Here is a 21,716-nt window from a genome sequence, read left to right as displayed (position 1 = left end):
TATTCACAAAAACATCCACAGCTATTGCACAGGGCAGTGAATTGGCGTAGCTGCCAGGGCTTGACTTGGGCCGGGGTACCTCTCTAGAATTTCCGGTTCTTTCCGTCCCATTCATACGAGAGGCCCCCAATGGCCACGAAGCGCACCTACCAGCCCAGCAACCTCAAGCGTAAGCGCGACCACGGCTTCCGTGCCCGTATGAAGACCGCTGACGGCCGCAAGATCCTGTCGCGTCGCCGCGCCAAGGGCCGCAAAGTCCTGAGCGCCTGATTGCCATGCCGCACCTCGCGGCAGACGCAATCCCTTCGACAGTGAATACTGCAGACCCGCGCAAGCGATTCCCTCGCTCTGCGCGGGTTCGCACGCGTGCCGAATACTCAACGGTCTTCAACGGCGCCCGCCGTGTGTCCGATCCGCTGATGACCCTGCACTGGCTGCCGGCTGACCGGCCGGCCAGGCTGGGTCTGGCGGTTTCCCGCAAGGTTGATCCGAACGCCGTCGGGCGTAACCGGATCAAGCGCGTCCTGCGCGACATCCTGCGTCAGACACGTACCGAAATCCAGCCAGGCGACTTCGTCGTCGTGGCTCGTAGTGCTGCGCGTTCCGCCAGCAACGACGAGATCCGCCAGGCCTTCCTGCGCCTGCTGCGTCGCCTGCGTGCATTGCCCACGCCGGGCGTGGACGGCACAATGCCGCCGCCTGATGGCATCGCAACTCCTTCTTTGACCGAGCCGGCATCGCGTCCCGGCCCCGCCGAGCCTGTCCGCTGATGAACCAGACCCGCGTATTCCTCATTTTTGCCTGGCTGATGGTGGCCGTGCTGCTGTGGATGGAGTGGAGCCGTGAAAAGGCTGCTCCGACCCCGGCCCCGACGACCACGTCGGCCCCGGCCGCCGCACAGAGCGTTCCGGGTGCAACCCCGGGCGCCATCCCCAGTGCCCAGGTCCCGGGTGCCCCCGGCCAGGCCGCCGTGCAGGCCCAGGCCAGTGCCACCCCGGCCAGCCAGCGCGTGACCGTCACCACCGACGTGCTGCGCCTGGTGCTCGATGGCGGCCGCGTGCTCGATGCCGAGCTGCTGCAGTTCCCGCAGACCAAGGACGAAGGCAGCCCGCCGGTGCGCCTGCTGACCGAAGATCCCGCGCATCCGTACAGCGCGATCAGCGGCTGGGCCAGCGAGGACAAGAACACTCCGGTCCCGGGCGCTGACGGCTTCAAGCTGGTCGGTGACACCAACGACTTCGTGTTGGCCAAGGGCCAGAACGAGCTGCAGATCCCGTTCGTGTGGACCGCCGACAACGGCGTGACCATCAAGCGCACCCTGACCGTCTCGCGCAACGAGTACGCCGTGCGCTTCAAGGACGAAGTCAGCAACACCGGCACCGCGCCGTGGAACGGTTACGTCTACCGCACCCTGGACCGCACCCCGACGATCCTGTCGCGGAGCATGACCAACCCGGACTCCTTCAGCTTCAACGGCGCCACCTGGTACGACAACGACAAGAAGTACCAGCGTCGTGCGTTCAAGGACTACCTGGAAGACGGCACGCTGAACCAGAACATCACCGGCGGCTGGCTGGCGATGCTGCAGCACCATTTCTTCACCGCCTGGATCCCGCAGAAGGACCAGACCGCGCACTACGTGCTGTCGCAGGTGGCCGGTCGTGACCTGATCGAAGCGCGCGGCCCGGCCTTCACCGTGGCCCCGGGCCAGTCCACCAGCACCGAGGCCCGCCTGTGGGTCGGCCCGAAGCTGGTCAACCTGATCGCCAAGGAAGACGTGCCGGGCCTGGACCGCGTGGTCGACTACAGCCGCTTCTCGATGATGGCGGTGATCGGCCAGGGCCTGTTCTGGGTGCTGAACCAGGTGCACAAGCTGGTCGGCAACTGGGGCTGGGCGATTGTCGGCCTGGTGGTGCTGCTGAAGCTGGTGCTGTATCCGTTGTCGGCCGTGCAGTACAAGAGCGGCGCCAAGATGCGTCGCTTCCAGCCGCGCATCGCGCAGCTGAAGGAACGCTATGGCGACGACCGCCAGAAGTTCCAGACCGCGATGATGGAGCTGTACAAGAAGGAAAAGATCAATCCGATGGGCGGCTGCCTGCCGATCCTCATCCAGATGCCGATCTTCTTCGCCCTGTACTGGGTGCTGGTCGAGTCGGTCGAGCTGCGCCAGGCGCCGTGGCTGGGCTGGATCCAGGACCTGACCGCACGCGACCCGTACTTCATCCTGCCGGTCATCAACGTGGCGGTGATGTGGTTCACCCAGAAGCTGACCCCGGCACCGGGCATGGACCCGATGCAGCAGAAGATGATGCAGTTCATGCCGCTGGTGTTCGGCGTCATGATGGCCTTCATGCCGTCCGGCCTGGTGCTGTACTGGGTGGTCAACGGCGGCCTGGGCCTGCTGCAGCAGTGGTGGATGACCAAGCGCCATGGCGGCGATCCGGTCCCGGCCACCACTGCCCCGGCCCCGGTCAAGAAGAAGTAACGCCGACCTGTAGAGTCGACTGTTAGTCGACTGGCGTTGGGGATGGAGCAGTCGACCAAGGTCGACTCTACCCCCCGGTCGATGAAAAGCCCGCCGCAAGGCGGGCTTTTCGCATGCGGCGTTAGAATTCCCGGCACACCGTTCCTCCCACTTTCGAGTCCACCATGCCGCGTGCGTCGTCGTTCCGCCTGTTCCTGCCCTCGCTGTTGTTGACCCTGGCCGTGGCCGGGTGTGGCGACAAGGATGCGAAGGCACCGGCGGCCACCGTCACCCAGCCCAGCGCGCAGGCCGCGGCCGCCGCTGATCCGGCCGCCGCACCGCTGCTGGCCGCGCTGCAGAAGCAGCTCGACGGCTACCGCCGGATCATCGTGCTGCTGGCCGACGAGGAACAGCAGTCGGCCGCAGACCGCGGTACCTCCACGCGTGTGGGGCAGCAGCTGTTCCACGATGGGCTGGAACAGCGCACGGCCATCGCCGCGCAGTTCGACACGCTGTTGCGCGGTTCCAGCCCGCAGCGCTTCGCCACCCTCGGCACCGTGCTGGACTACATCGAATCGGCACCGGAACTGTTCGATGCCGACCGCCTGGCGTTCCGCGAAGTGCTGCGTGATCTGCACGAACGGGTCGGTACCGATTCGTCGCTGCCGGCGGTGAAACTGCACCAGCGCATCGGCGAAGACCTGGAAGCACTCGATGAAATCGAGCGCAACTACAACCAGGAACTGACCCGGATCTTCAGCCGCTTCGAGCGCACCCGTGCCATCGAACTGAAGCGCGAGAAGTGGGATGACTACATCGCCCACCTGCACAAGGACTACAGCCGCGAAGCGATCCTGCGCGACTACGGGGTGATCGAGCCGTACCCGATGTCGATGAAGGACAGCGACCGCGAGATCTTCGGCCGCGACCTGCCGCCGAAGACCGTGGTGCTGACCTTCGACGATGGCCCGCACAAGGCCTACACCGATGAAGTGGTGGCCATCCTCAAGCGCTACGACGTACCGGGCGTGTTCTTCGAGGTGGGTCGCAACCTGGGCAAGGTCGAGGCGGACGGCAAGGTCAGCCTCGGGCCGATGGCGAAGATCAGCCGCAGCCTGATGGAAGAGGGCTATGCGGTCGGCAACCACAGCCTGACCCACGCCCAGCTGTCGCGCACCACCGGCGACGCGCTGCGCCAGCAGGTACTGGACACCGATACGCTGCTGAAGGACGTCGACAGCAAGCGCGCGCCCCTGTTCCGCTTCCCCTACGGTGCACGCAACGCCGAAGGCCTGCAGCTGCTCAACGAGGCAGGGCTGAAGTCGATCATGTGGAACATCGACTCGATGGACTGGGCCGATCCTGTGCCGGAGTCGATCGTGCAGCGCGTGCTCGACCAGGTGGACAAGGAACAGCGCGGCATCATCCTGTTCCACGACATCCACGACCGTGCGGTGAAGGCGCTGCCGCAGATCCTCGACCGCCTGATCGCCGACGGCTACCAGTTTGCCGGCTGGAACGGCCGCGACTTCACCGTCGCCCGCGCGCGCAAGGGCGCGGCCAGCGACGCCACCGTCACCACCGGCTACGAGAAGTCGTGGGCGATCGTGGTCGGCATCGACAGTTACGCCAAGTGGCCGAAGCTGGAGTACGCCAGCCACGATGCGCAGGCGGTGGCCGACACGCTGACAGGGCAGTTCGGCTTCCCCTCTTCGCAGGTGATCGTGCTGAAGAATGAGCAGGCCACCCGCAACAACATCCTGGCCGCCTTCCACGACCGCCTGGCCGACGACCGCACCGGAAAGAACGACCGCGTGTTCGTGTTCTTCGCCGGCCATGGTGCGACCCGCCAGCTCGCCTCCGGGCGCGACCTTGGCTACATCATCCCGGTGGATTCGGACCCGAAAGAGTTCGCCACCGACGCGATCGCGATGACCGACATCCAGAACATCGCCGAGAGCATGCAGGCCAAGCACGTGATGTTCGTGATGGATGCCTGCTACAGCGGCCTGGGCCTGACCCGGGGTGGCCCGTCGTCGTCGTCGTTCCTGCGTGAGAACGCACGCCGCAGCGCGCGGCAGATGCTGACCGCCGGCGGTGCCGACCAGCAGGTGGCCGATGCCGGCCCGAACGGCCATTCGGTGTTCACCTGGGTGCTGCTGCAGGCGCTGGCCGGCAAGGGTGACCTCAACGGCGACGGCCTGATCACCGGTACCGAGCTGGCCGCGTACGTGGCGCCGGCGGTTTCGGCGGTTTCGCACCAGACCCCGGCCTTCGGCAGCCTGCCCGGTTCGCAGGGCGGCGAGTTCGTGTTCCAGGTGCCCGACAGCCAGGAGTTCCTCAACGCCGGTACGCGCCAGCTGACCGCCGATGCGATCGCGTTGAACAACAAGGTCGATGCGGCCAGCGAAGCCAAGGGCAGCCAGGCGCCGGTGACCGTGGCCGACCTGCAGGGCGGCAAGGCCAGGCTGGTGGTGCCCAGTGCCGGCCCGGCCTCGGACCGCCAGCGCGCGCAGCAGGCCAATGACCGTGGCCTGCAGCTGTATCGCGAGAAGCAGTACGACCAAGCCGCTGCCGAGTTCACCGAAGCACTGAAGCTGCGCCCGGACTTCGCGCAGGCGGCGAACAACCTCGGCTTCGTCTACTACCGTCAGCAGCGCTATGCGGAAGCGGCGCGCTGGCTGGAGAACACGCTGAAGATCGACCCGTCGCGCGCGGTGGCCCATCTCAACCTGGGCGATGCCTACTTCAACGCAGGCGACAAAGCCAAGGCCAGGCAGGCCTATACCACCTACCTGGCGCTGCAGCCGCAGGGCAGCGGCGCCGCGCAGGCGCGCGCGCAGCTGGAGAAGCTCTGAGCCATGGACACCACGATCCACACGGACACCATCGTAGCCATCGCCAGCGCGCCCGGTGCCGGGGGCGTCGGCCTGCTGCGCCTGTCCGGCCCGCGCGCGGCGGCCATCGCCAACGCACTGGGTGCGCCTGCACTGCGCCCGCGCCATGCGCATTACGCGCGCCTGCGCGACGCCGACGGTGAGGTGATCGACGATGGCATCGTGCTGTGGTTCCCGGCGCCGAACAGCTTTACCGGCGAAGAAGTGGTGGAACTGCAGGGACACGGCAGCCCGGTGCTGTTGCAGCTGCTGGTCGCGCGCTGCATCGCGCTGGGTGCGCGCCAGGCGCGGCCGGGTGAGTTCAGCGAACGGGCGTTCCTCAACGGCAAGCTCGACCTGGCCCAGGCTGAGGCCATCGCCGACCTGATCGCCGCCGGTGACAACCGTGCCGCGCGCGCTGCACGACGTTCACTGGACGGAGTGTTCTCGCGCCGCATCGAGGCCGTGGTCGAACAGCTGGTGCTGCTGCGCATCCACGTGGAAGCGGCCATCGACTTCGCCGACGAACCGCTGGATACGCTCGGTGGCGCGCAGGTGCGGCGCGGGCTGGAACAGGCGCGCAGCGATCTGGCCCTGTTGCGCCGCGACGCCGAGCGCGGCCGTCGCCTGCGCGATGGCCTGCACGCGGTGCTGATCGGGCCACCGAATGCCGGCAAGAGTTCATTGCTCAATGCGCTGGCTGGCAGCGAGCGAGCGATCGTCACCGACATCGCCGGTACCACCCGCGACACCCTGCGCGAGACCATCCGCCTGGATGGCCTGGAGCTGACCCTGGTCGATACCGCCGGCCTGCGCGACGGTGGCGACGCCATCGAGCGCGAAGGCATGCGTCGAGCGCATGTGGAAATCGAGCGCACCGACCTGGCGCTGATCGTGCTGGATGCACGCGATCCGGCGGCCGGTGAAGCGGCCCTCGGTGATGCAGTGATGGCGGTGCCGCACAAGGTCTACATCCACAACAAGTCGGACCTGCTGGATGTGCTGCCGACGCTGGACGATCCGGATCGCGTGTTCGTTTCGGCCGCGACCGGTGCCGGGCTCGATGACCTGCATGTGCGCCTGCGTTCGATTGCGTCGGCCGGGGCAGGCGAACAGGTGGACGGCGAATTCTCCGCACGCACCCGCCACGTCGATGCGATCGAGCGCGCGCAGGAACATGCGCAGCGCGCCGACGGTGAGCTGGCCCACGAACACCTGGAACTGGCCGCCGAGGAACTGCGGCTGGCCCACGATGCACTGGGCCAGATCACCGGGCAGATGAGTGCCGATGACCTGCTGGGGCGGATCTTCTCCAGCTTCTGCATCGGCAAGTAAGGCCCGGGGCAGATCCCCGAACGGGCTCACGCTCTGGTGGGTGCCAACCTTGGTTGGCACAGGGCATCCGGGGTCATGGACGCCGGCCGGCAGAGCGCCGACCAAGGTCGGCGACTACCGGACGCGTGGGGTCCCCCGCCTGTCACATTGCCGCCGCATACTGACGCCCATCACATACCGCTTGGGGAAGTCGCAGTGAAGTCGTGGGGTTGTGCGTTGCTGTTGTCGCTGGCCGTGGCACCATCGGTGGCCATGAGTGCTGAATCCTCCACCCCGGCCGCACACAAGGTGTCGGTCTATGGCCACCGCGGTGCAAGCGCGCTGCTGCCCGAGCACACCCTGGCTGCCTATGCGCAGGCGATTGCCGATGGCGCCGACTACATCGAACCGGACCTGGTGATGACCAGGGACGGGGTGATGGTCGCCCGCCACGAGAACGAGATCAGCGGCACTACCGACGTTGCCTCGCATCCGGAGTTCGCCAGCCGCCGCACCAGCAAGGTCATCGACGGGCAGAAGGTCGAGGGCTGGTTCACCGAAGACTTCACCCTGGCCGAGCTGAAGACGCTGTACGCGCGTGAGCGCCTGCCGGAACTGCGCAGCACCGCCTACGACGGCCAGTTCCGCATCGCCAGCCTTGACGAGATCCTCGCCTTCCTGGTGCAGCAGGCAGGGCGTGCCAACCGTGGCATCGGCCTGGTGCCGGAGATCAAGCACCCGACCTATTTCCAGTCGATCGGCCTGCCGATGGAAGACAAACTGCTGGCGGCGCTGCGCGGCAATGCCTATACCAACGTCGGCCCGGTCACCATCCAGTCGTTCGAGACTGCCAACCTGCGCTACCTGCGCGGCAAGATCCCGCGCGACAGCAACATCCGCCTGCTGCAGCTGCTGTGGAAGGGCGATACCCAGCCGGCCGACGTCGCCAAGGCCGGTGGCAGGCTGACCTACGCACAGATGATGACCCCGGCCGGCCTGAAGGACATCGCCGTCTACGCCGACAGCATCGGCCCGGAGCTGCGCTCGATCATTCCGCTGGATGACAAGGGCGCGCTGGGCACACCCACCTCGCTGGTGCGCGATGCGCATGCGGTGGGCCTGATGGTGATCCCGTACACCTTCCGCCCGGAGAACCACTTCCAGGCCAGCAACCTGCGCAAGGGTGCCGACAATGCACGCAACGCCGAGGGTTCGATCGCCGAGATGCGCGCGTACCTGGCCACCGGCATCGATGCCTTCTTCACCGACGACCCGGCACTGGGCCGGCAGGCGGTGGATGGGATGGGCAGGGCGGGGAACGCGGCCAACTGATCCGTCCGATCGCCGAATGTCGTGCGGTAGTGGCCAACCTTGGTTGGCCCCATGGGAACAGCGCCGACCAAGGTCGGCATCTACCACACCTCAGCCGCGCGGATCGTCCGGCCGCCGGAACGGAATCACCACGTAGTCCTGGCCCTCGCGCGGCTGCCACAGCACCGGCACGCGCTGCGGTGACGACGGCTCCAGCTCGTCGTCGGCCAGCGCTTCTGCCTCATCCTCTTCGTCTTCCCAGCTGTAGCGCTGGCGCGGCGGCAGGGGGTCGGCGTTGCGGAACAGCAGCGCGGCAATGATGCCGGCGAAGGCGCCGCCCATGTGCGACTGCCACGACACGCCGTCGGCGTGCGGCAGGACGGTCATCAGCATGCCGCCGTAGAACAGCATGCCGATCAGGCCGGTGGCGATCGCCGCGCGGTCGCGACGCAGCAGGCCGAGGCTGGCGAGCAGGAACATCAGGCCGTGGGTCACGCCACTGGCGCCCAGGTGCACGCTGCCCGGATTGCCCAGCATCCAGGCACCCAGTCCCGAACCCAGCCACAGCAGGGGCAGGGCGCGCACGGTGGCTTTTGGATAGACGCTGCCGGCCAGGGTGCCGAGGATCAGGATGGCGATGCTGTTGGCGGCGATGTGCTCGACCGAGGCATGCAGCATCGGGCCACCGACCAGGCCGAGCAGGCCCTTGGCTTCCAGCGGCGCTACCGCCCAGGGGCGCCAGTCGAACGTGCCCTGCAGGGCGAACACGGCCACCAGCACCAGCACGGCGGCCAGGCTGACATTGAACGCCCGCAGGATGCGCGAGCGGTCATTGCGGGGGGCCGGTACGTCGCCGGCGGGCAGGGGCGCGTTGTTGTCCATACCTCAGCAATGGCGGTGGTTGCCGCGAAACCAAGGCCGCCGCGGCGGGAGAGTGGAGGCGGCCGGCGGGACAATCCCGCCGGCCGTGCCGTTCAGCGATTCAGGTTCAGGCGTGGCCCGATCCTTCCTTCGGCGGGTACTTCAGGCTCAGCACCACGGTGGCGGCGATGATCACCGCGACCACGCCCAGCGACACCGGGGTCGGGATCTTGAACAGGTCGATGATCATCATCTTGATGCCGATGAAGCCCAGCACCAGCGCCAGGCCATACGGCAGCAGGTGGAAGCGGTCGGCCATGCCGGCCAGCAGGAAGAACATCGCGCGCAGGCCCAGCACCGCGAACACGTTGGAGGTGAGCACGATGAACGGGTCGGTGGTGATCGCGAAGATCGCCGGGATGCTGTCCACGGCGAAGATCACGTCGGTGACCGCGATCAGGATCAGTACCGCGAACAGCGGGGTGAACCAGCGCACGCCATCGCGCTTCACGCTCAGCGCGTTGCCGGCGTAGTCCGGCAGCAGGCGCAGGTGCTTGCGCATCCAGCGCAGGGCCGGATTGGTCTCCAGATCGGGCTCCTGGCCGGCGGCGAACCACATCTTCCAGCCGGTGAACAGCAGGAAGGCACCGAACACGTAGAGCAGCCAATGGAACTGGCTGATCAGCACGCTACCAGCGAAGATCATGATCGTACGCAGCACGATCGCACCCAGGATGCCGATGATCAGCACCTTCTGGCGCTGCTCCTCCGGCACCGCGAAGTAGCTCATGATCATCAGGAAGACAAAGATGTTGTCGACCGCCAGCGCCTTCTCGACCAGGTAACCGGTCAGGAATTCGAGGCCGACCTTGTTGGCCACGACCTGGCCGGCGGTCTCATTCAGGTAGTACCAGAGGCCGGCGTTGAACAGCAGGGCCAGCGCGACCCAGCCGATCGACCACCACAGGGCCTCCTTGAAGGTGACCTTGTGCGGTCCACCATGGCGCATCAACACGAGGTCGACCAGCAGGGCGATGACCACCACCGCTGCGAAGCCGCCCCACAACCACACGTTACCGATCGTCTGCATTGGGAATGTCCGTTGGAAAGATGAATGCCAGGCCGGACGGCGAGGATCTGCAACGGAGGATCGGGAGGGGATCCAGGGACAGAGCTTCGCCAGTACGGCGAAGGTCTCGCTCGCAGTTCCAATGGCTGGAACTGCCGTTGCACCGGAGCCTGCGGGCTCGAATTGACGGCGACAACGTCTGGGAGCTACTCCCCTTCTGGCGCCGATTCTGCCGTCTGCCCGGGCCGCCGTCAATTGCCGCGCCCGTGCTGGATTTCCGGCCCCCGCCGCCCCCCGGCTACAATGGGCGGATGAATACCCCCCTTCCGATTGTCCGCCTCAAGAACGCGTGGCGTTCCAGCCACCCGTGGATCTTCCAGAAACTGGTCGAGAAGCCGACCGTCCGGCCCAAGCCCGGTTCCATCGTCGACGTGGTCGGCATCGATGGCGAGTTCATTGGCCGGGGGTTCTACAACGGGCATTCGCGCATTGCCGTGCGCATCCTCGAAACCGACCCGAACGTGCCGGTCGATGCCGGCTGGTTCTCGCGCAAGATCGCCCAGGCGGTGTCGCTGCGCCGTGAGGTGCTGAAGCTCGATGCGGTGTCCGACGCCTGGCGCGTGGTGCACAGCGAAGGCGACGGCCTGTCCGGCCTGGTGGTCGACCGCTACGGCGACCTGGTGGTGGTCGAATTCTTCGCCGCCGGCATGTTCCGCCACCGCGAGTGGATCTACGACGCGCTGCGCGAGCAGTTCCCCGGCTGCCGCTTCCACAGCTTCGCCGACGAGCACGTGCAGAAGCAGGAAAGCTTCGACTTCCACGGCAATACCACCACCGAAGCGTCGGTGATCACCGAGTACGGCATCAAGTTCCGCGCCGACCCGGCCGGTGCGCACAAGACCGGTTTCTTCGCCGACCAGCGCGAGAACCGCGAGTGGCTGAGCCAGCAGGTGGAAGGCAAGAGCGTACTCGACCTGTGCTGTAACACCGGCGGTTTCGCGGTGTACGCGGCCGCGCGCGGCGCTTCTGAGGTGGTCGGCATCGACATCGATGAAGACGTGATCCAGATCGCCAAGGGCAATTCGCGCCTGAACAACGTGCGTCCGAAGTTCATCCAGTCCGACATCTTCCCGTGGCTGCGTGATGCCGCCAACCGCGGCGAGCAGTACGACGTGGTGATCCTGGACCCGGCGAAGATGACCCGCGACCGCGACCAGGTGATCACCGCGCTGAAGAAGTACCTGGACATGAACAAGCTGGCGCTGGGCGTGGTCAAGCCCGGTGGCCTGTTCGCCACGTTCTCTTGCACCGGCCTGGTGGCCGAGGACCAGTTCCTCGACATGCTGCGCCGCGCCGCCTATTTCTCCGGCCGCACGATCCAGATCCTGAAGGTCGCCGGCGCCGGTCCGGACCATCCGTTCATGGCCCATGTGCAGGAATCGCGCTACCTGAAGGCGGTGTTCTGCCGCGTGGTGGATTGATGCCTGCCTGTAGAGTCGAGCCATGCTCGACTCGCGGTGCCTGATCAGTCGAGCATGGCTCGACTCTACAAATCAGCGGGCCGCAGCGCTATGGTCGGGCTCTTCCCAATGCCGGTGAGAGCCCATGCCTTCGTTGCGCCACCTGTCCGTCGTGCTTGCCCTGGCGCTGTGCGCGCCGCTGTCCGCCCACGCCGTTGAGTTCAGCGCGCAGGAGCTGGCCCGTGCCAAGGCGCTGCAACAGCGCCTGGTCACTCTCGACAGCCATCTGGATACGCCGGCCAACTTTGGTCGCAGCGGCTTCGACATCGAGCAGCGCCACGACCGCAATGCGCTTTCGCAGGTGGACTACCCGCGCATGGTCGAAGGCGCGTTGGACGGCGGCTTCTGGGCGATCTACACCGACCAGGGCGACCGCAGCGCCGCCGCACACCTGGCCGAGCGTGACCATGGCCTGCAGCGGTTGCTGGAAATCCGCGAGATGCTGGCGGCCAATCCCGAGCGCTTCGCGCTGGCGCTGACCGCCGATGATGCGGCACGGATCAAGGCCGCCGGCAAGCGCGTGGTCTACATCAGCATGGAAAACGCCAGCCCGCTGGTGGAAGACCCGAGCCTGCTTTCGTTCTACCACCGCGCCGGCCTGCGCCTGCTCAGCACCGTGCACTTTGCCAACAACGAGTTCGCCGATTCGGCCACCGATCCCAAGGGGGCGGAGTGGAAAGGCCTGAGCCCGGCCGGCAAGGAGCTGGTGCGGCAGGCGGTGAAGCTGGGCATCGTGATCGACCAGTCGCATGCCTCCGACGCGGTGTTCGACGACCTGCTGGCGATGATGCCGGTGCCGTTCGTGCTCTCGCACAGCTCGGCCAAGGCGGTCTACGACCACCCGCGCAATCTGGACGATGCACGCCTGCGCAAGCTGGCCAAGGCGGGCGGCGTGATCCAGGTGAATGCCTACGGTGGCTACCTGATCGACACCGGCAAGACACCGGAGCGCAAGCAGGCCGAAGAAGCGCTGAGCAAGCAGCTGGGCGGCTGGGAAGGGATGGGGATCGAGCAGGGTGTTGCCCTGCTGAAGGCCGAGCAGGCGCTGGATCACGAGCACCCGGTGCGCCATGCCAGCCTGGACGACTTCTTCGCCCACTTCGAGCACATTCTCAAGGTGGTTGGCCCCGAGCATGTGGGGATCGGCCTGGACTGGGATGGCGGCGGCGGCCTGAGCGACCTGCCCGATGTCAGCCAGCTGCCGAAGATCACCGCGTGGCTGCTGCGCAAGGGCTACACCGAGCAGCAGATTGCCGGCATCTGGGGCGGCAACCTGCTGCGGGTGATGCGCCAGGCGCAGGATTACGCCGCGGGCAAGTAGAGTCGAGCCATGCTCGACTGCTTCCGGTAGGAACCGCGCGAGTCGAGCATGGCTCGACTCTACAATGCGGCCCTTATTTCGCGATCAGCGCGTGGCGGCGGCTGTACAGGAAGTACAGCACCAGGCCGGCCACGTTCCACAGCAGGAAGTACAGCTGGGTGCGGTGCGGCAGGCTGATGAACAGGTAGATGCAGCCCAGTGCCGCCAGCGGGCCGACCACGAAGGCCAGCGGGGTGCGGAAGGTGCGCTCGCGGTTCGGTTCGCGCAGGCGCAGCACCACCAGGCAGATGCCCACCGCGGTGAACGCGGCCAGGGTGCCGGCGTTGGCCAGCGCTGCGATCTCGTCCAGGCGCGCCACACCGGCCAGCGCCGACACCACCACCGCGGTGAACAGCGTGGTCGCCACCGGCGTGCCGGTGCGGGCGTTGACCTTGGACAGCCCGCGCGGCAGCAGGCCATCGCGGCTCATCACGAAGAAGATGCGGCTCTGGCCATACAGGAAGGCCAGCAGCACGGTCGGCAGCGCGATGATCGCGATCACGCCGATCACCATCGCCGCGGTCGGGTGGCCCAGCTGGCGCATGATCAGGGCCAGCGGCTCGGCGCTGTGGCCGAACACCGCGTAGCTCATCGCACCGACTGCCGCCAGCGCCACCAGCACGTAGACGATGGTGCAGCCGATCATCGAACCGATGATGCCGATCGACAGGTCGCGGCCCGGGTTCTTGGTTTCCTCGGCGGCGGTGGAGATCGCATCGAAGCCGTAGAACGCGAAGAAGATGATTGCTGCCGCCGCCATTACGCCGTGTTCGACGCCATCAGGGCCGATCGACTTGGCAAAGCCATACGGCATGAACGGCTGCAGGTTGGCGCTGTCGAAGGCGGGCAGGGCGACGGCGACGAAGATGGCCAGCGCGATCAGCTTGAACACCACCAGGATGGCGTTGAGGGTGGCGCTCTCCTTGGTGCCGGCCATCAGCATGCCGGCCACCAGCCAGGTGATGACGATCGCCGGCAGGTTGATCATGCCGCCTTCCACGTGCGGGCCGGCGGCAAGCCAGGCCGGCAGGTGCACGTTCCAGCCGAACTGGGTGTGCACCCATTCCAGGAAACCGACGAAGTAGCCGGACCAGCCGACCGCCACCGTACTCACCACCAGCGAGTACTCCAGGATCAGGCTCCAGCCCACCACCCAGGCGAACACCTCGCCCAGCGCACTGTAGCTGTAGGTGTAGGCGCTGCCGGCGGCCGGCATCATCGTCGACAGCTCGGCATAGGACAGCGCCGCGCAGGCGCAGACCGCGCCGGCGATGGCGAAGGAGATCAGCACGGCCGGGCCGGCCAGATTGGCGCCGACGCCGATCAGCGTGTAGATGCCGGTACCAACGATGGCGCCGATGCCCAGCGCGATCAGGTGTGGCCAGCTGAGTGTGGGGATCAGACGCCTGCCGGCTTCGTGGACGGTGACGGAATCTAGGGACTTGCGCCGGAACAGGGACATGCAGGCCTCGGAAGGGGTGACTAAGAACGACAAGTTCCCGAGTGTGACCGAACGCAGCGCAGCATTACCACTGACGGGGGTCGTGCATGGGTTGAATGCGTCAGCGATGGTGGCTCGCCATCAGCTGAAGTGACGAAATCAGCACAATTGCGGGCAAAAATCGAATTCGTCCGAGGGCCCTCCGGTCGGCAGAGCCGATTCAGCGGGCGGGCGTCCAGCGCAGTGGGGTCAACGGGTCGGCCGGTTCAACCATTCAGCCCCAGGCGGATACCGAACCCCACCAGGAACAGGCCGGCCACGCGGCGCAGTGCGTCGCTGATCCGCGGGTGCTGGATCAGGCGGCGACGGGCCAGGTTGCCCACGCCGATCAGCATCGAGCAGTAGGCGATGCTGACCACCAGGATGATGCCGGCCAGTGCCGCGAAGGTGGCGATGCCCTGGTGCGCCTTCGGGTCGATGAACAGCGGCAGGAACGCCATGTAGAACAGGATCGCCTTCGGATTGAGCAGGCTGACCAGAATGGCCTGCTGGAAGTAGCGGCCCGGCTGCATGCGGATCGGCCCGGCGTCACCCCCATCGTGCTTCGGGGTCCGCAGCAGGCTGATGCCGACCCACACCAGGTAGGCCGCACCGAGGTACTGCACGGCATGGAACACCAACGGATTGGCCTTCAGCAGTGCGGCCACGCCGGCCAGGGCCAGCCACATCAGGATCTGGTCGCCGACCAGCAGGCCGGCCAATGCGGTGTAGCCGCCACGCACGCCGCCACGGCCGGTGGCGGTCAGCAGGGTGAAGGTACCGGGGCCGGGCAGGGCGAGGAACACCAGCACGGCGACCAGAAACGTCCACAGGTCCTGGATGCCCATCCACGGCATGGCGGTGTTCTCTTGTTACGGGGGGCCGCCATTGTCGGCCAGCGCCGCGCTTGGCGACAGAGGGCTGGCGGGGCCGCCGGGCATGCCAGACAGCAGCGGTTGCAGGTGCTGGCGCAGCTGCGCGTGCAGCTGCCGCACCGCCGGCGAGAACTGCTTGCGATGCGGGCACACCAGCTGCAGCGGAATGCTGCTGCCAACGCCGTCGAGCAGCAGCTGCAGGCGCCCGGCCTGCACATCCTCGCGCAGGTCCAGCCAGGACTTGTAGGTGATGCCTTCGCCGGCCACGGCCCAGCGCCGCACCACATCGGCGTCGTCGCAGACCAGCGGACCGCGCACCGGAATCACGCTGCGGCGCCCTTCGACGTCGAATGACCAGCGATCGTAGGCGCGGCCACTGAGCTGGTAGACCAGGCAATCATGCTCACGCAGGTCCTCCAGACGGCCGGGTGTGCCGCGCCGCTGCAGGTAGTCGGGCGAGGCCGCGAGCACACGCCGGTTGCCTTCCAGCAGGGGCAGCGCGACGTAGCTGGCGTCGTCGAAGTGGCCGATGCGGATCGCTACGTCGACGGGATCGCGGAACACATCAGCGACTTCGTCGGACAGGCGCAGGTGCAGCCGCAGCCGCGGATGCGCGGCGCGGAAGGCGCTCAGCCAGGGCAGCAGCAGGTTGCGGCCGAAGTCCGACGGCGCCGACAGCTGCAGGGTGCCGTGCAGCTCGGTGTCCTCGCCCTGCACGCGCGCCTGGCCCTCGCGCAGGGTGGCCAGCACCTCCTGCGCATACGGCAGGTACAGCGCACCCTCGCCGGTCAGGCGCAGGCTGCGGGTGGTGCGCACGAACAGGCGCAGGTCCAGCTCGCGCTCCAGCCGCGCCACGGCGGCCGCGACCTGGCCGGGCAGCAGATCGGCCTCGCGCGCGGCCTGCGAGAAGCTGCCCAGCGCAGCCGTGCGGACGAACAACTGCAGGTCGTCGAAACGGATCATTTTCATTGCCGGAGTGAAAGTGCTGCCCGATTCTGCGCCTTTCTGCAGCGCCGCGCGCGGCGCAACCTGTGTGCTCCTTCCCCACTGGACCGCTGCCATGCGCGCCATTGCCTACACCCAAGCCGGCCTGCCGATCGATGATGCCCAGGCCCTGATCGATATCGAACTGGAGCTGCCGCAGCCCGGCCCGCGTGACCTGCGCGTCGCCGTGCGCGCGGTGGCGGTCAATCCGGTCGACACCAAGGTGCGCCGCGGCGTGGCCACCGATGGCCCGCGCGTGCTCGGTTGGGATGCGGTCGGCATCGTCGACGCGGTGGGCAGCGAGGTGACCCTGTTCCAGCCTGGCGATGCGGTCTACTACGCCGGCGTGATCGACCGCCCCGGCAGCAATGCGGAGTACCAGCTGGTGGACGAGCGCAGCGTCGGCCGCAAGCCGGCCAGTCTCGACGATGCCGCCGCCGCGGCGCTGCCGTTGACCGCGATCACCGCCTGGGAACTGCTGTTCGACCGCCTGCGCATCGCCGAGGGCGGCGGCGAAGGCCAGACCCTGCTGGTGATCGGCGCTGCCGGTGGCGTCGGATCAATCCTGGTGCAGCTGGCGCGGAAGCTGACCAAGCTGACGGTGATCGGCACCGCCTCGCGCCCGGATACCCAGGACTGGGTGTATGCGATGGGGGCGCACCATGTGATCGACCACAGCCTGCCGCTGGCCGAGGGCCTGGCGCGGCTGGGCATCAGCGAGGTGCAGCACGTGGCCAGCCTGACCCATTCCGACCAGCACTACGCACAGATCGTGGAACTGCTGGCGCCGCAGGGCCAGTTCGGCCTGATCGACGACCCGGGCCCGGTGGATGTGATGGCGCTCAAGCGCAAGGCGCTGTCGCTGCACTGGGAATCGATGTTCACCCGCCCGCTGTACAAGACCGCGGACATGCAGCGCCAGCACGACCTGTTGAACCGGGTGGCCGAGCTGATCGACGCCGGCGTGCTGCAGACCACGTTGGGCGAGCACTTCGGGCGCATCGACGCGGCCAACCTGCGGCGCGCGCATGCGCTGCTGGAGAGCCATCGCGCCAAGGGCAAGATCGTGCTGGAAGGCTGGTAAGGCCGGGTCGTTCCCGCGCCCTTGGGGTCAGATCCCTGCCTCAGGCCACGCCGTTGTCGACGTGTTCGGCAAAACCGGGTTGCTGGCGCAGGCGTTCGAACCAGGCCCCCACGTTCGGCAGCGCAGGCGTGCTGCCGGGCGTGCTGCGCCAGCGCTGGGTCGACAGGCCCAGCACGACATCGGCGAGGGTGAAGGTGTTGCCCGCCACGTAGCTGTCCGTAGCGGCGAGCTGCGCATCAAGCACGCCCATCAATCGATTCCACTGCACCAGGCTGGCCTCGGCGCGGGCATCATCCGGGTAGTCCGGGTGTTGCCGCACCCGGGCCATGAACACGTGGCGCCAGGCGCTGTTGAGGTCGCTGGCCTGCCAGTCCATCCACTGCTCGACGCGGGCCCGCGCCTGAGTGGTGGCGGGCAGCAGGTCGTCGCGCCCGGCGCGTGTGGCCAGGTAACGGCAGATGCTGTTGGACTCCCACAGCACGAAGCCGCCGTCGCGCAGTACCGGTACCTGCCGGTTGGGGTTCAGCGTGGCCAGCAGGTCCGGCGCCGGCGCCGGTTCGTGGTGCAGCGGCAGGTCGAGCCCGGCGCACAGCCACAGCACCTTGCGGACATTGATCGAGGTGGGCTTTCCGTACAGAGCGAGCATGGTCCTGACGCAGCGGCTGAGACTCGGCCAGCCTACACTTGCCACATGCAAACCGAATTCCTGCTCATTGGCGGCCTTCTATTGGCCGTGCTCATCCTGCAGCTGGTCGCCCTGCTGCGCCGCCCGCCGCATGACCGCCTGGAACAGGCCGTACGCGAGGAGGCCCGCTCCGGGCGCAGCGAACTGCGCGAGCAGCTCGATGGCTTCGCCCGCGCGCTGACCGACCTGTCCACCCGCACCGACCAGCGCCTGGACCTGCTGCGCGAAGCGCTCGGCGAAGATGCCCGCAAGGCGCGTGCCGAGGCCGCCGACAGCCAGCAGCGTGGCGCGGCCTTGATGGGACAGCGGCTGCAGGAACTGCGCGGCCAGCTGGAAACCTTTGGCCAGCAGCAGGAGGCACGCATCCACGCCTTCGGCCAGCAGTTGCAGGAACTCACCGCGCGCACCGATACCCAGCTCGGTGCACTGCGCCAGACCCTGGTGGACGACGCGCGCAAGGGCCGCGAGGAAGGCGCGCAGTCGCAGCAGCGCCTGACCGAGAGCCTGGGCCTGCGCCTGCAGGAACTGACCCAGCGCAACGAGCAGCGCATCGCCGAGATGCGCACCACGCTGGAAGAACAGCTGCGCGCGCTGCAGAACGACAACGCGCAGAAGCTGGAGCAGATGCGCCACACCGTCGATGAGAAGCTGCAGTCGACGCTGGAAACGCGGCTGGGCAATTCCTTCAAGCTGGTCTCCGAGCGCCTTGAGCAGGTGCAGCGTGGCCTTGGCGAGATGCAGCAGCTGGCCACCGGCGTGGGCGACCTCAAGCGCGTGCTCACCAACGTCAAGAACCGCGGCAGCTGGGGCGAAGTGCAGCTGGAGAACATCCTCGAGCAGACCCTGACCCAGGAGCAGTACGCGCGTGCGGTGAAAGTGCGTCCGGACAGCGGTGAAATGGTCGATATCGCGGTGCGCCTGCCGGGCCGCAGCAGCGACGACACGCCGGTGTGGCTGCCGATCGACTCCAAGTTCCCGCGCGAGGACTACGAACGTCTGCTCGATGCGCAGGAGCAGGGCGATGCCGAGGGCGTGCGGCTGCAGGGCATCCAGCTGGAACGCGCGGTGCGCGTGCAGGCCAAGTCGATCTGCGACAAGTACATCGCGCCGCCGCACACCACCGACTTCGCGGTGATGTTCCTGCCCACCGAAGGCCTGTATGCCGAGGTGATCCGGCGCCCCGGCCTGGTCGACCTGCTGCAGCGCGAGCATCGCGTGGTGGTGGCCGGGCCGACCACGGTCACCGCGCTGCTCAACAGCCTGCAGATGGGTTTCCGCACGCTGGCCATCGAACAGCGCTCCAGCGAGGTGTGGAGCCTGCTGGGCGCGGTGAAGAGCGAGTTCGGCAAGTTCGCCGGCATCCTCGAGAAGGCCGAAAAGCAGATCACCACCGTCGGCCGCAGCATCGGCGAGGCCAGCCGCAAGACGCGCACCATCGAGCGCCGCCTGCGCGGCGTGGAATCGCTGGCTGCCGAACAGGCGCAGTCGCTGCTGGGCGACCTGGCCGAGGGGGACGCCACGGGAGAGGCCGAGGACGAGGGCAGCGACGGCGAGGAGGCCTGAGCCGCGCTGACACGCCGCCTGCATCGTCGGTGCGTATGCTGGCGGCCTGTCCGTTTCGATCAGGTATCGCCATGCGCCTGCGCTTCTATACCAGTCTTGTCCTGACCGTGCTGCTTTCCGCCTGCAGCAGCGCGCCACCGGTCGTGGCCACGGCGGGGCAGGCCGGCGCGGCCGCCACGCCCGAAGCCACCGAGGCCTACCGCGAAGCACGCGACGTCGACTGCCAGGCCGCCGGCGGCACCCTGCAGCGGCTGGGCCGCCTGCAGCGCGAGCAGTGCGTGATTCCCTATGCCGATGCCGGCAAGGCCTGCAGCGGCAAGAGCGACTGCACCGGCCAGTGCTTGGCCGGGGGGGAGGTGGCCGCTGGCAGCGCCACCACCGGTACCTGCCAGCGTGATGCCAGCCAGAACTTTGGTTGCCGCCAGCGCATCGAGGACGGCAAGGCGCAGGGCACGATCTGCGTGGACTGATCGTAGTGCCGGCCGCTGGCCGGCAACCGCATGAACCGCTGGGAACGATCGCAGCATTGCCGGCCGGCGGCCGGCACTACCGGCATCGCACGGCGCTATGCTGGTGGGCCATTCCCCGCTGTAGCCGGAGCCCCCCGCGTGAGCACTTCGATCCAGGACATTTCCCTCACCACCATCGACGGCCAGCCGTCCTCGCTTGCCGACTACCGGGGCAAGGTGCTGCTGCTGGTCAACGTCGCCTCCAAGTGCGGCCTGACCCCGCAGTACGAAGGCCTGCAGGCGCTGTATGCGGAAAAGCATGCACAGGGCCTGGAAGTGCTGGGCTTCCCGGCCAACAACTTCCTCGGCCAGGAGCCGGGCAGCGAGGCGGAAATCCAGCAGTTCTGCCAGCTCACCTACGATGTCAGCTTCCCGATGTTCTCCAAGATCAGCGTGGCCGGCGACGACGCCCACCCGCTGTACCAGCAGCTGACCGCCGCACAGCCGCAGTCGATCGGTGAAGGCCCGTTGCGCGAGCGCCTGGCCAGCAAGGAGATTCCGATTCATCCGGCACCGGCGGTGCTGTGGAACTTCGAGAAATTCCTGGTCGGCCGCGACGGCAAGGTCGTCGCACGCTTTGCCCCGGACGTGGCCGCCGACGATGCGCGCCTGCGCGAGGCCATCGAGGCGGCGCTGGCGGCTTGAGGAAGCGTGCCAACCAAGGTTGGCACCTACCGGAAAGAAACGTCGCCGGAAAAGAAAAACCCCGCCGAGGCGGGGTTTCTCATGCGCCGATGAAACGACTCAGTGGGTCCACTGCGGCATCGGCATTGCATCGACCGGGATCGGCGAATTGGCATCGTCGTGGCCACGGTCGCGCTTGCTGCGCAGGTCGTTCTCGATCTGGTAGTTGCGGCGCTGCATCCACGCATCGCGGACCAGCGAGTACTCGTCCACCGCGGTGTCGCGCAGGTCGTCGATCGCCAGCAGCTGAGCGCGGGTGTCGACCAGCTGCAGGCCCTGCAGGCCGATGCGGACCTTGTCTTCTTCGATGCGGCGGATCGGCGACAGCGGGATGTCACCGGCCAGGCCGAACACATCACGCACGGTACGCGGGCCGAAGAACGGCAGTTCCACGTACCGCGAGCGACGCCAGCCCCACACGCCCAGGGTCTGGCCGAAGTCTTCATTGCGACGCGGCACCATCGCCTTGCTGGCCGGATCGAACAGGCCGCCGATACCCAGCGTGCTGTTCATCAGGAAGCGGCCCAGGCTGTCCCATGCATCGGCCCCGCGGCCCTGCAGCAGCTGGTTGGTGATGGTCACCGGCGCACGCAGGTTGCTGAAGAAGTTGCTGACGCCGGTACGGGCGAAGCGCGGCACCACATGGGTATAGGCGGTCGCCAGCGGACGGGCGATGCCGCGGTCGACCGCGTTGTTGAAGGTATGCACCTTGCGGTTGAACGGTTCCCACGGATCGTAGGCCGCCGCGTTGGTGGTATTGCCGGCGCCGCCATAGAGGGCGTCGAAATCATCGTCGCCGCCGGGTGCGGTGGCTGCTGCGGTGTTCGCTGCATTGCCATCAACGGGCGCTGCCGGAGTGGCCGGCGATGGGGCCGTGGCAACCGGCGCCTGCGCCGCCGGAGCGGCCACGGCAGGGTCGACCGTTCCGCCATCGGCAACTGCAGAGGGGGCTTCGGCAGCGGCATTGGCCGGAACCACGGTGCTGGCCACCGGTGCATCGCTGCGCGCGGGCTTGCCGGCGCAGGCGGTCAGGGCGGTGGCCAGGACGATCAGGGGGAGAGTGCGTACGACGTTCAT

The 21,716-nt window shown here is 67.4% G+C and carries 19 protein-coding genes; 12 read left to right on the top strand and 7 right to left on the bottom strand.

The features are described 5' to 3' along the window. Positions 1–129: 129 nt before the first annotated feature. The 6 genes from rpmH (at position 130) to VN11_RS21645 (ending at position 7,986) form a co-directional block, all read left to right on the top strand. Positions 130–270: a 50S ribosomal protein L34 gene (rpmH, locus tag VN11_RS21670; protein ID WP_005411729.1), complete on the top strand. Its 141-nt coding sequence runs from the start codon at positions 130–132 to the stop codon at positions 268–270. Positions 271–275: 5 nt separating this feature from the next. Then, a complete protein-coding gene (gene rnpA / locus VN11_RS21665; RefSeq protein WP_006479316.1) occupies positions 276–770 on the top strand; it encodes a ribonuclease P protein component in 495 nt (164 codons plus the stop codon). Continuing rightward, positions 770–2,485, top strand: a complete 1,716-nt coding sequence (yidC, locus tag VN11_RS21660) for a membrane protein insertase YidC (RefSeq protein ID WP_053451218.1) — start codon at positions 770–772, stop codon at positions 2,483–2,485. Before rnpA ends, yidC begins: the two co-directional genes overlap by 1 nt. A gap of 164 nt (positions 2,486–2,649) precedes the next feature. Beyond that, on the top strand, positions 2,650–5,322 hold the full coding sequence (locus VN11_RS21655; protein ID WP_053451217.1) for a polysaccharide deacetylase family protein: 2,673 nt from the start codon (positions 2,650–2,652) through the stop codon (positions 5,320–5,322). A gap of 3 nt (positions 5,323–5,325) precedes the next feature. Further along, the gene (gene mnmE / locus VN11_RS21650; protein WP_053451216.1) at positions 5,326–6,675 is read left to right on the top strand and encodes a tRNA uridine-5-carboxymethylaminomethyl(34) synthesis GTPase MnmE; all 1,350 of its coding nucleotides are present in this window, start codon (positions 5,326–5,328) and stop codon (positions 6,673–6,675) included. 195 nt (positions 6,676–6,870) lie between these two features. Beyond that, complete coding sequence (locus VN11_RS21645) at positions 6,871–7,986, top strand: glycerophosphodiester phosphodiesterase (RefSeq protein WP_053451215.1); 1,116 nt, start codon at positions 6,871–6,873, stop codon at positions 7,984–7,986. Positions 7,987–8,076: 90 nt separating this feature from the next. Here the strand turns inward: VN11_RS21645 and VN11_RS21640 are convergent, their stop codons facing one another. Next, positions 8,077–8,847 (bottom strand): rhomboid family intramembrane serine protease, encoded by a 771-nt coding sequence (locus tag VN11_RS21640; protein ID WP_053451214.1) that lies wholly within the window; start codon positions 8,845–8,847, stop codon positions 8,077–8,079. 106 nt (positions 8,848–8,953) lie between these two features. After that, positions 8,954–9,916 carry a TerC family protein gene (locus VN11_RS21635; protein ID WP_005411722.1) on the bottom strand — a complete coding sequence of 321 codons (963 nt, stop codon included), beginning with the start codon at positions 9,914–9,916 and terminating at the stop codon, positions 8,954–8,956. A 290-nt stretch (positions 9,917–10,206) separates the two neighbouring features. Between VN11_RS21635 and VN11_RS21630 the strand changes: the two genes are divergently transcribed. Together VN11_RS21630 and VN11_RS21625 are read left to right on the top strand one after the other, a co-directional pair. Continuing rightward, positions 10,207–11,376: a class I SAM-dependent rRNA methyltransferase gene (locus VN11_RS21630; RefSeq protein WP_053451213.1), complete on the top strand. Its 1,170-nt coding sequence runs from the start codon at positions 10,207–10,209 to the stop codon at positions 11,374–11,376. A gap of 124 nt (positions 11,377–11,500) precedes the next feature. Further along, positions 11,501–12,736 (top strand): dipeptidase, encoded by a 1,236-nt coding sequence (locus tag VN11_RS21625; RefSeq protein WP_053451212.1) that lies wholly within the window; start codon positions 11,501–11,503, stop codon positions 12,734–12,736. A gap of 73 nt (positions 12,737–12,809) precedes the next feature. Here the strand turns inward: VN11_RS21625 and VN11_RS21620 are convergent, their stop codons facing one another. The 3 genes from VN11_RS21620 to VN11_RS21610 form a co-directional block, all read right to left on the bottom strand. Continuing rightward, on the bottom strand, positions 12,810–14,237 hold the full coding sequence (locus tag VN11_RS21620; RefSeq protein ID WP_053451211.1) for an amino acid permease: 1,428 nt from the start codon (positions 14,235–14,237) through the stop codon (positions 12,810–12,812). 245 nt (positions 14,238–14,482) lie between these two features. Continuing rightward, positions 14,483–15,112: a leucine efflux protein LeuE gene (gene leuE, locus VN11_RS21615; RefSeq protein ID WP_046983831.1), complete on the bottom strand. Its 630-nt coding sequence runs from the start codon at positions 15,110–15,112 to the stop codon at positions 14,483–14,485. Positions 15,113–15,127: 15 nt separating this feature from the next. After that, complete coding sequence (locus VN11_RS21610) at positions 15,128–16,099, bottom strand: LysR family transcriptional regulator (protein WP_080374989.1); 972 nt, start codon at positions 16,097–16,099, stop codon at positions 15,128–15,130. 91 nt (positions 16,100–16,190) lie between these two features. Here VN11_RS21610 and VN11_RS21605 point away from each other — a divergent pair, with 91 nt between their 5' ends. Then, the gene (locus tag VN11_RS21605; protein ID WP_053451209.1) at positions 16,191–17,198 is read left to right on the top strand and encodes a zinc-binding alcohol dehydrogenase family protein; all 1,008 of its coding nucleotides are present in this window, start codon (positions 16,191–16,193) and stop codon (positions 17,196–17,198) included. 40 nt (positions 17,199–17,238) lie between these two features. On the opposite strand, the gene VN11_RS21600 is transcribed toward VN11_RS21605, so the two are convergent. Beyond that, a complete protein-coding gene (locus VN11_RS21600) occupies positions 17,239–17,844 on the bottom strand; it encodes a glutathione S-transferase family protein (RefSeq protein WP_053451208.1) in 606 nt (201 codons plus the stop codon). Positions 17,845–17,889: 45 nt separating this feature from the next. Between VN11_RS21600 and rmuC the strand changes: the two genes are divergently transcribed. From rmuC to VN11_RS21585, 3 genes are all read left to right on the top strand, one after another. Next, positions 17,890–19,446, top strand: a complete 1,557-nt coding sequence (rmuC, locus tag VN11_RS21595; RefSeq protein WP_053451207.1) for a DNA recombination protein RmuC — start codon at positions 17,890–17,892, stop codon at positions 19,444–19,446. 71 nt (positions 19,447–19,517) lie between these two features. Next, entirely contained in the window at positions 19,518–19,916 is a 399-nt protein-coding gene (locus VN11_RS21590; protein ID WP_053451206.1) for a hypothetical protein, read from the top strand. A 138-nt stretch (positions 19,917–20,054) separates the two neighbouring features. Next, a complete protein-coding gene (locus VN11_RS21585) occupies positions 20,055–20,600 on the top strand; it encodes a glutathione peroxidase (protein ID WP_053451205.1) in 546 nt (181 codons plus the stop codon). 99 nt (positions 20,601–20,699) lie between these two features. On the opposite strand, the gene VN11_RS21580 is transcribed toward VN11_RS21585, so the two are convergent. Continuing rightward, complete coding sequence (locus VN11_RS21580) at positions 20,700–21,716, bottom strand: MlaA family lipoprotein (protein WP_053451204.1); 1,017 nt, start codon at positions 21,714–21,716, stop codon at positions 20,700–20,702.

Source organism: Stenotrophomonas maltophilia, assembly GCF_001274595.1.
Lineage (GTDB): Bacteria > Pseudomonadota > Gammaproteobacteria > Xanthomonadales > Xanthomonadaceae > Stenotrophomonas > Stenotrophomonas forensis.
This window is presented reverse-complemented; position numbering and strand designations above follow the sequence as displayed.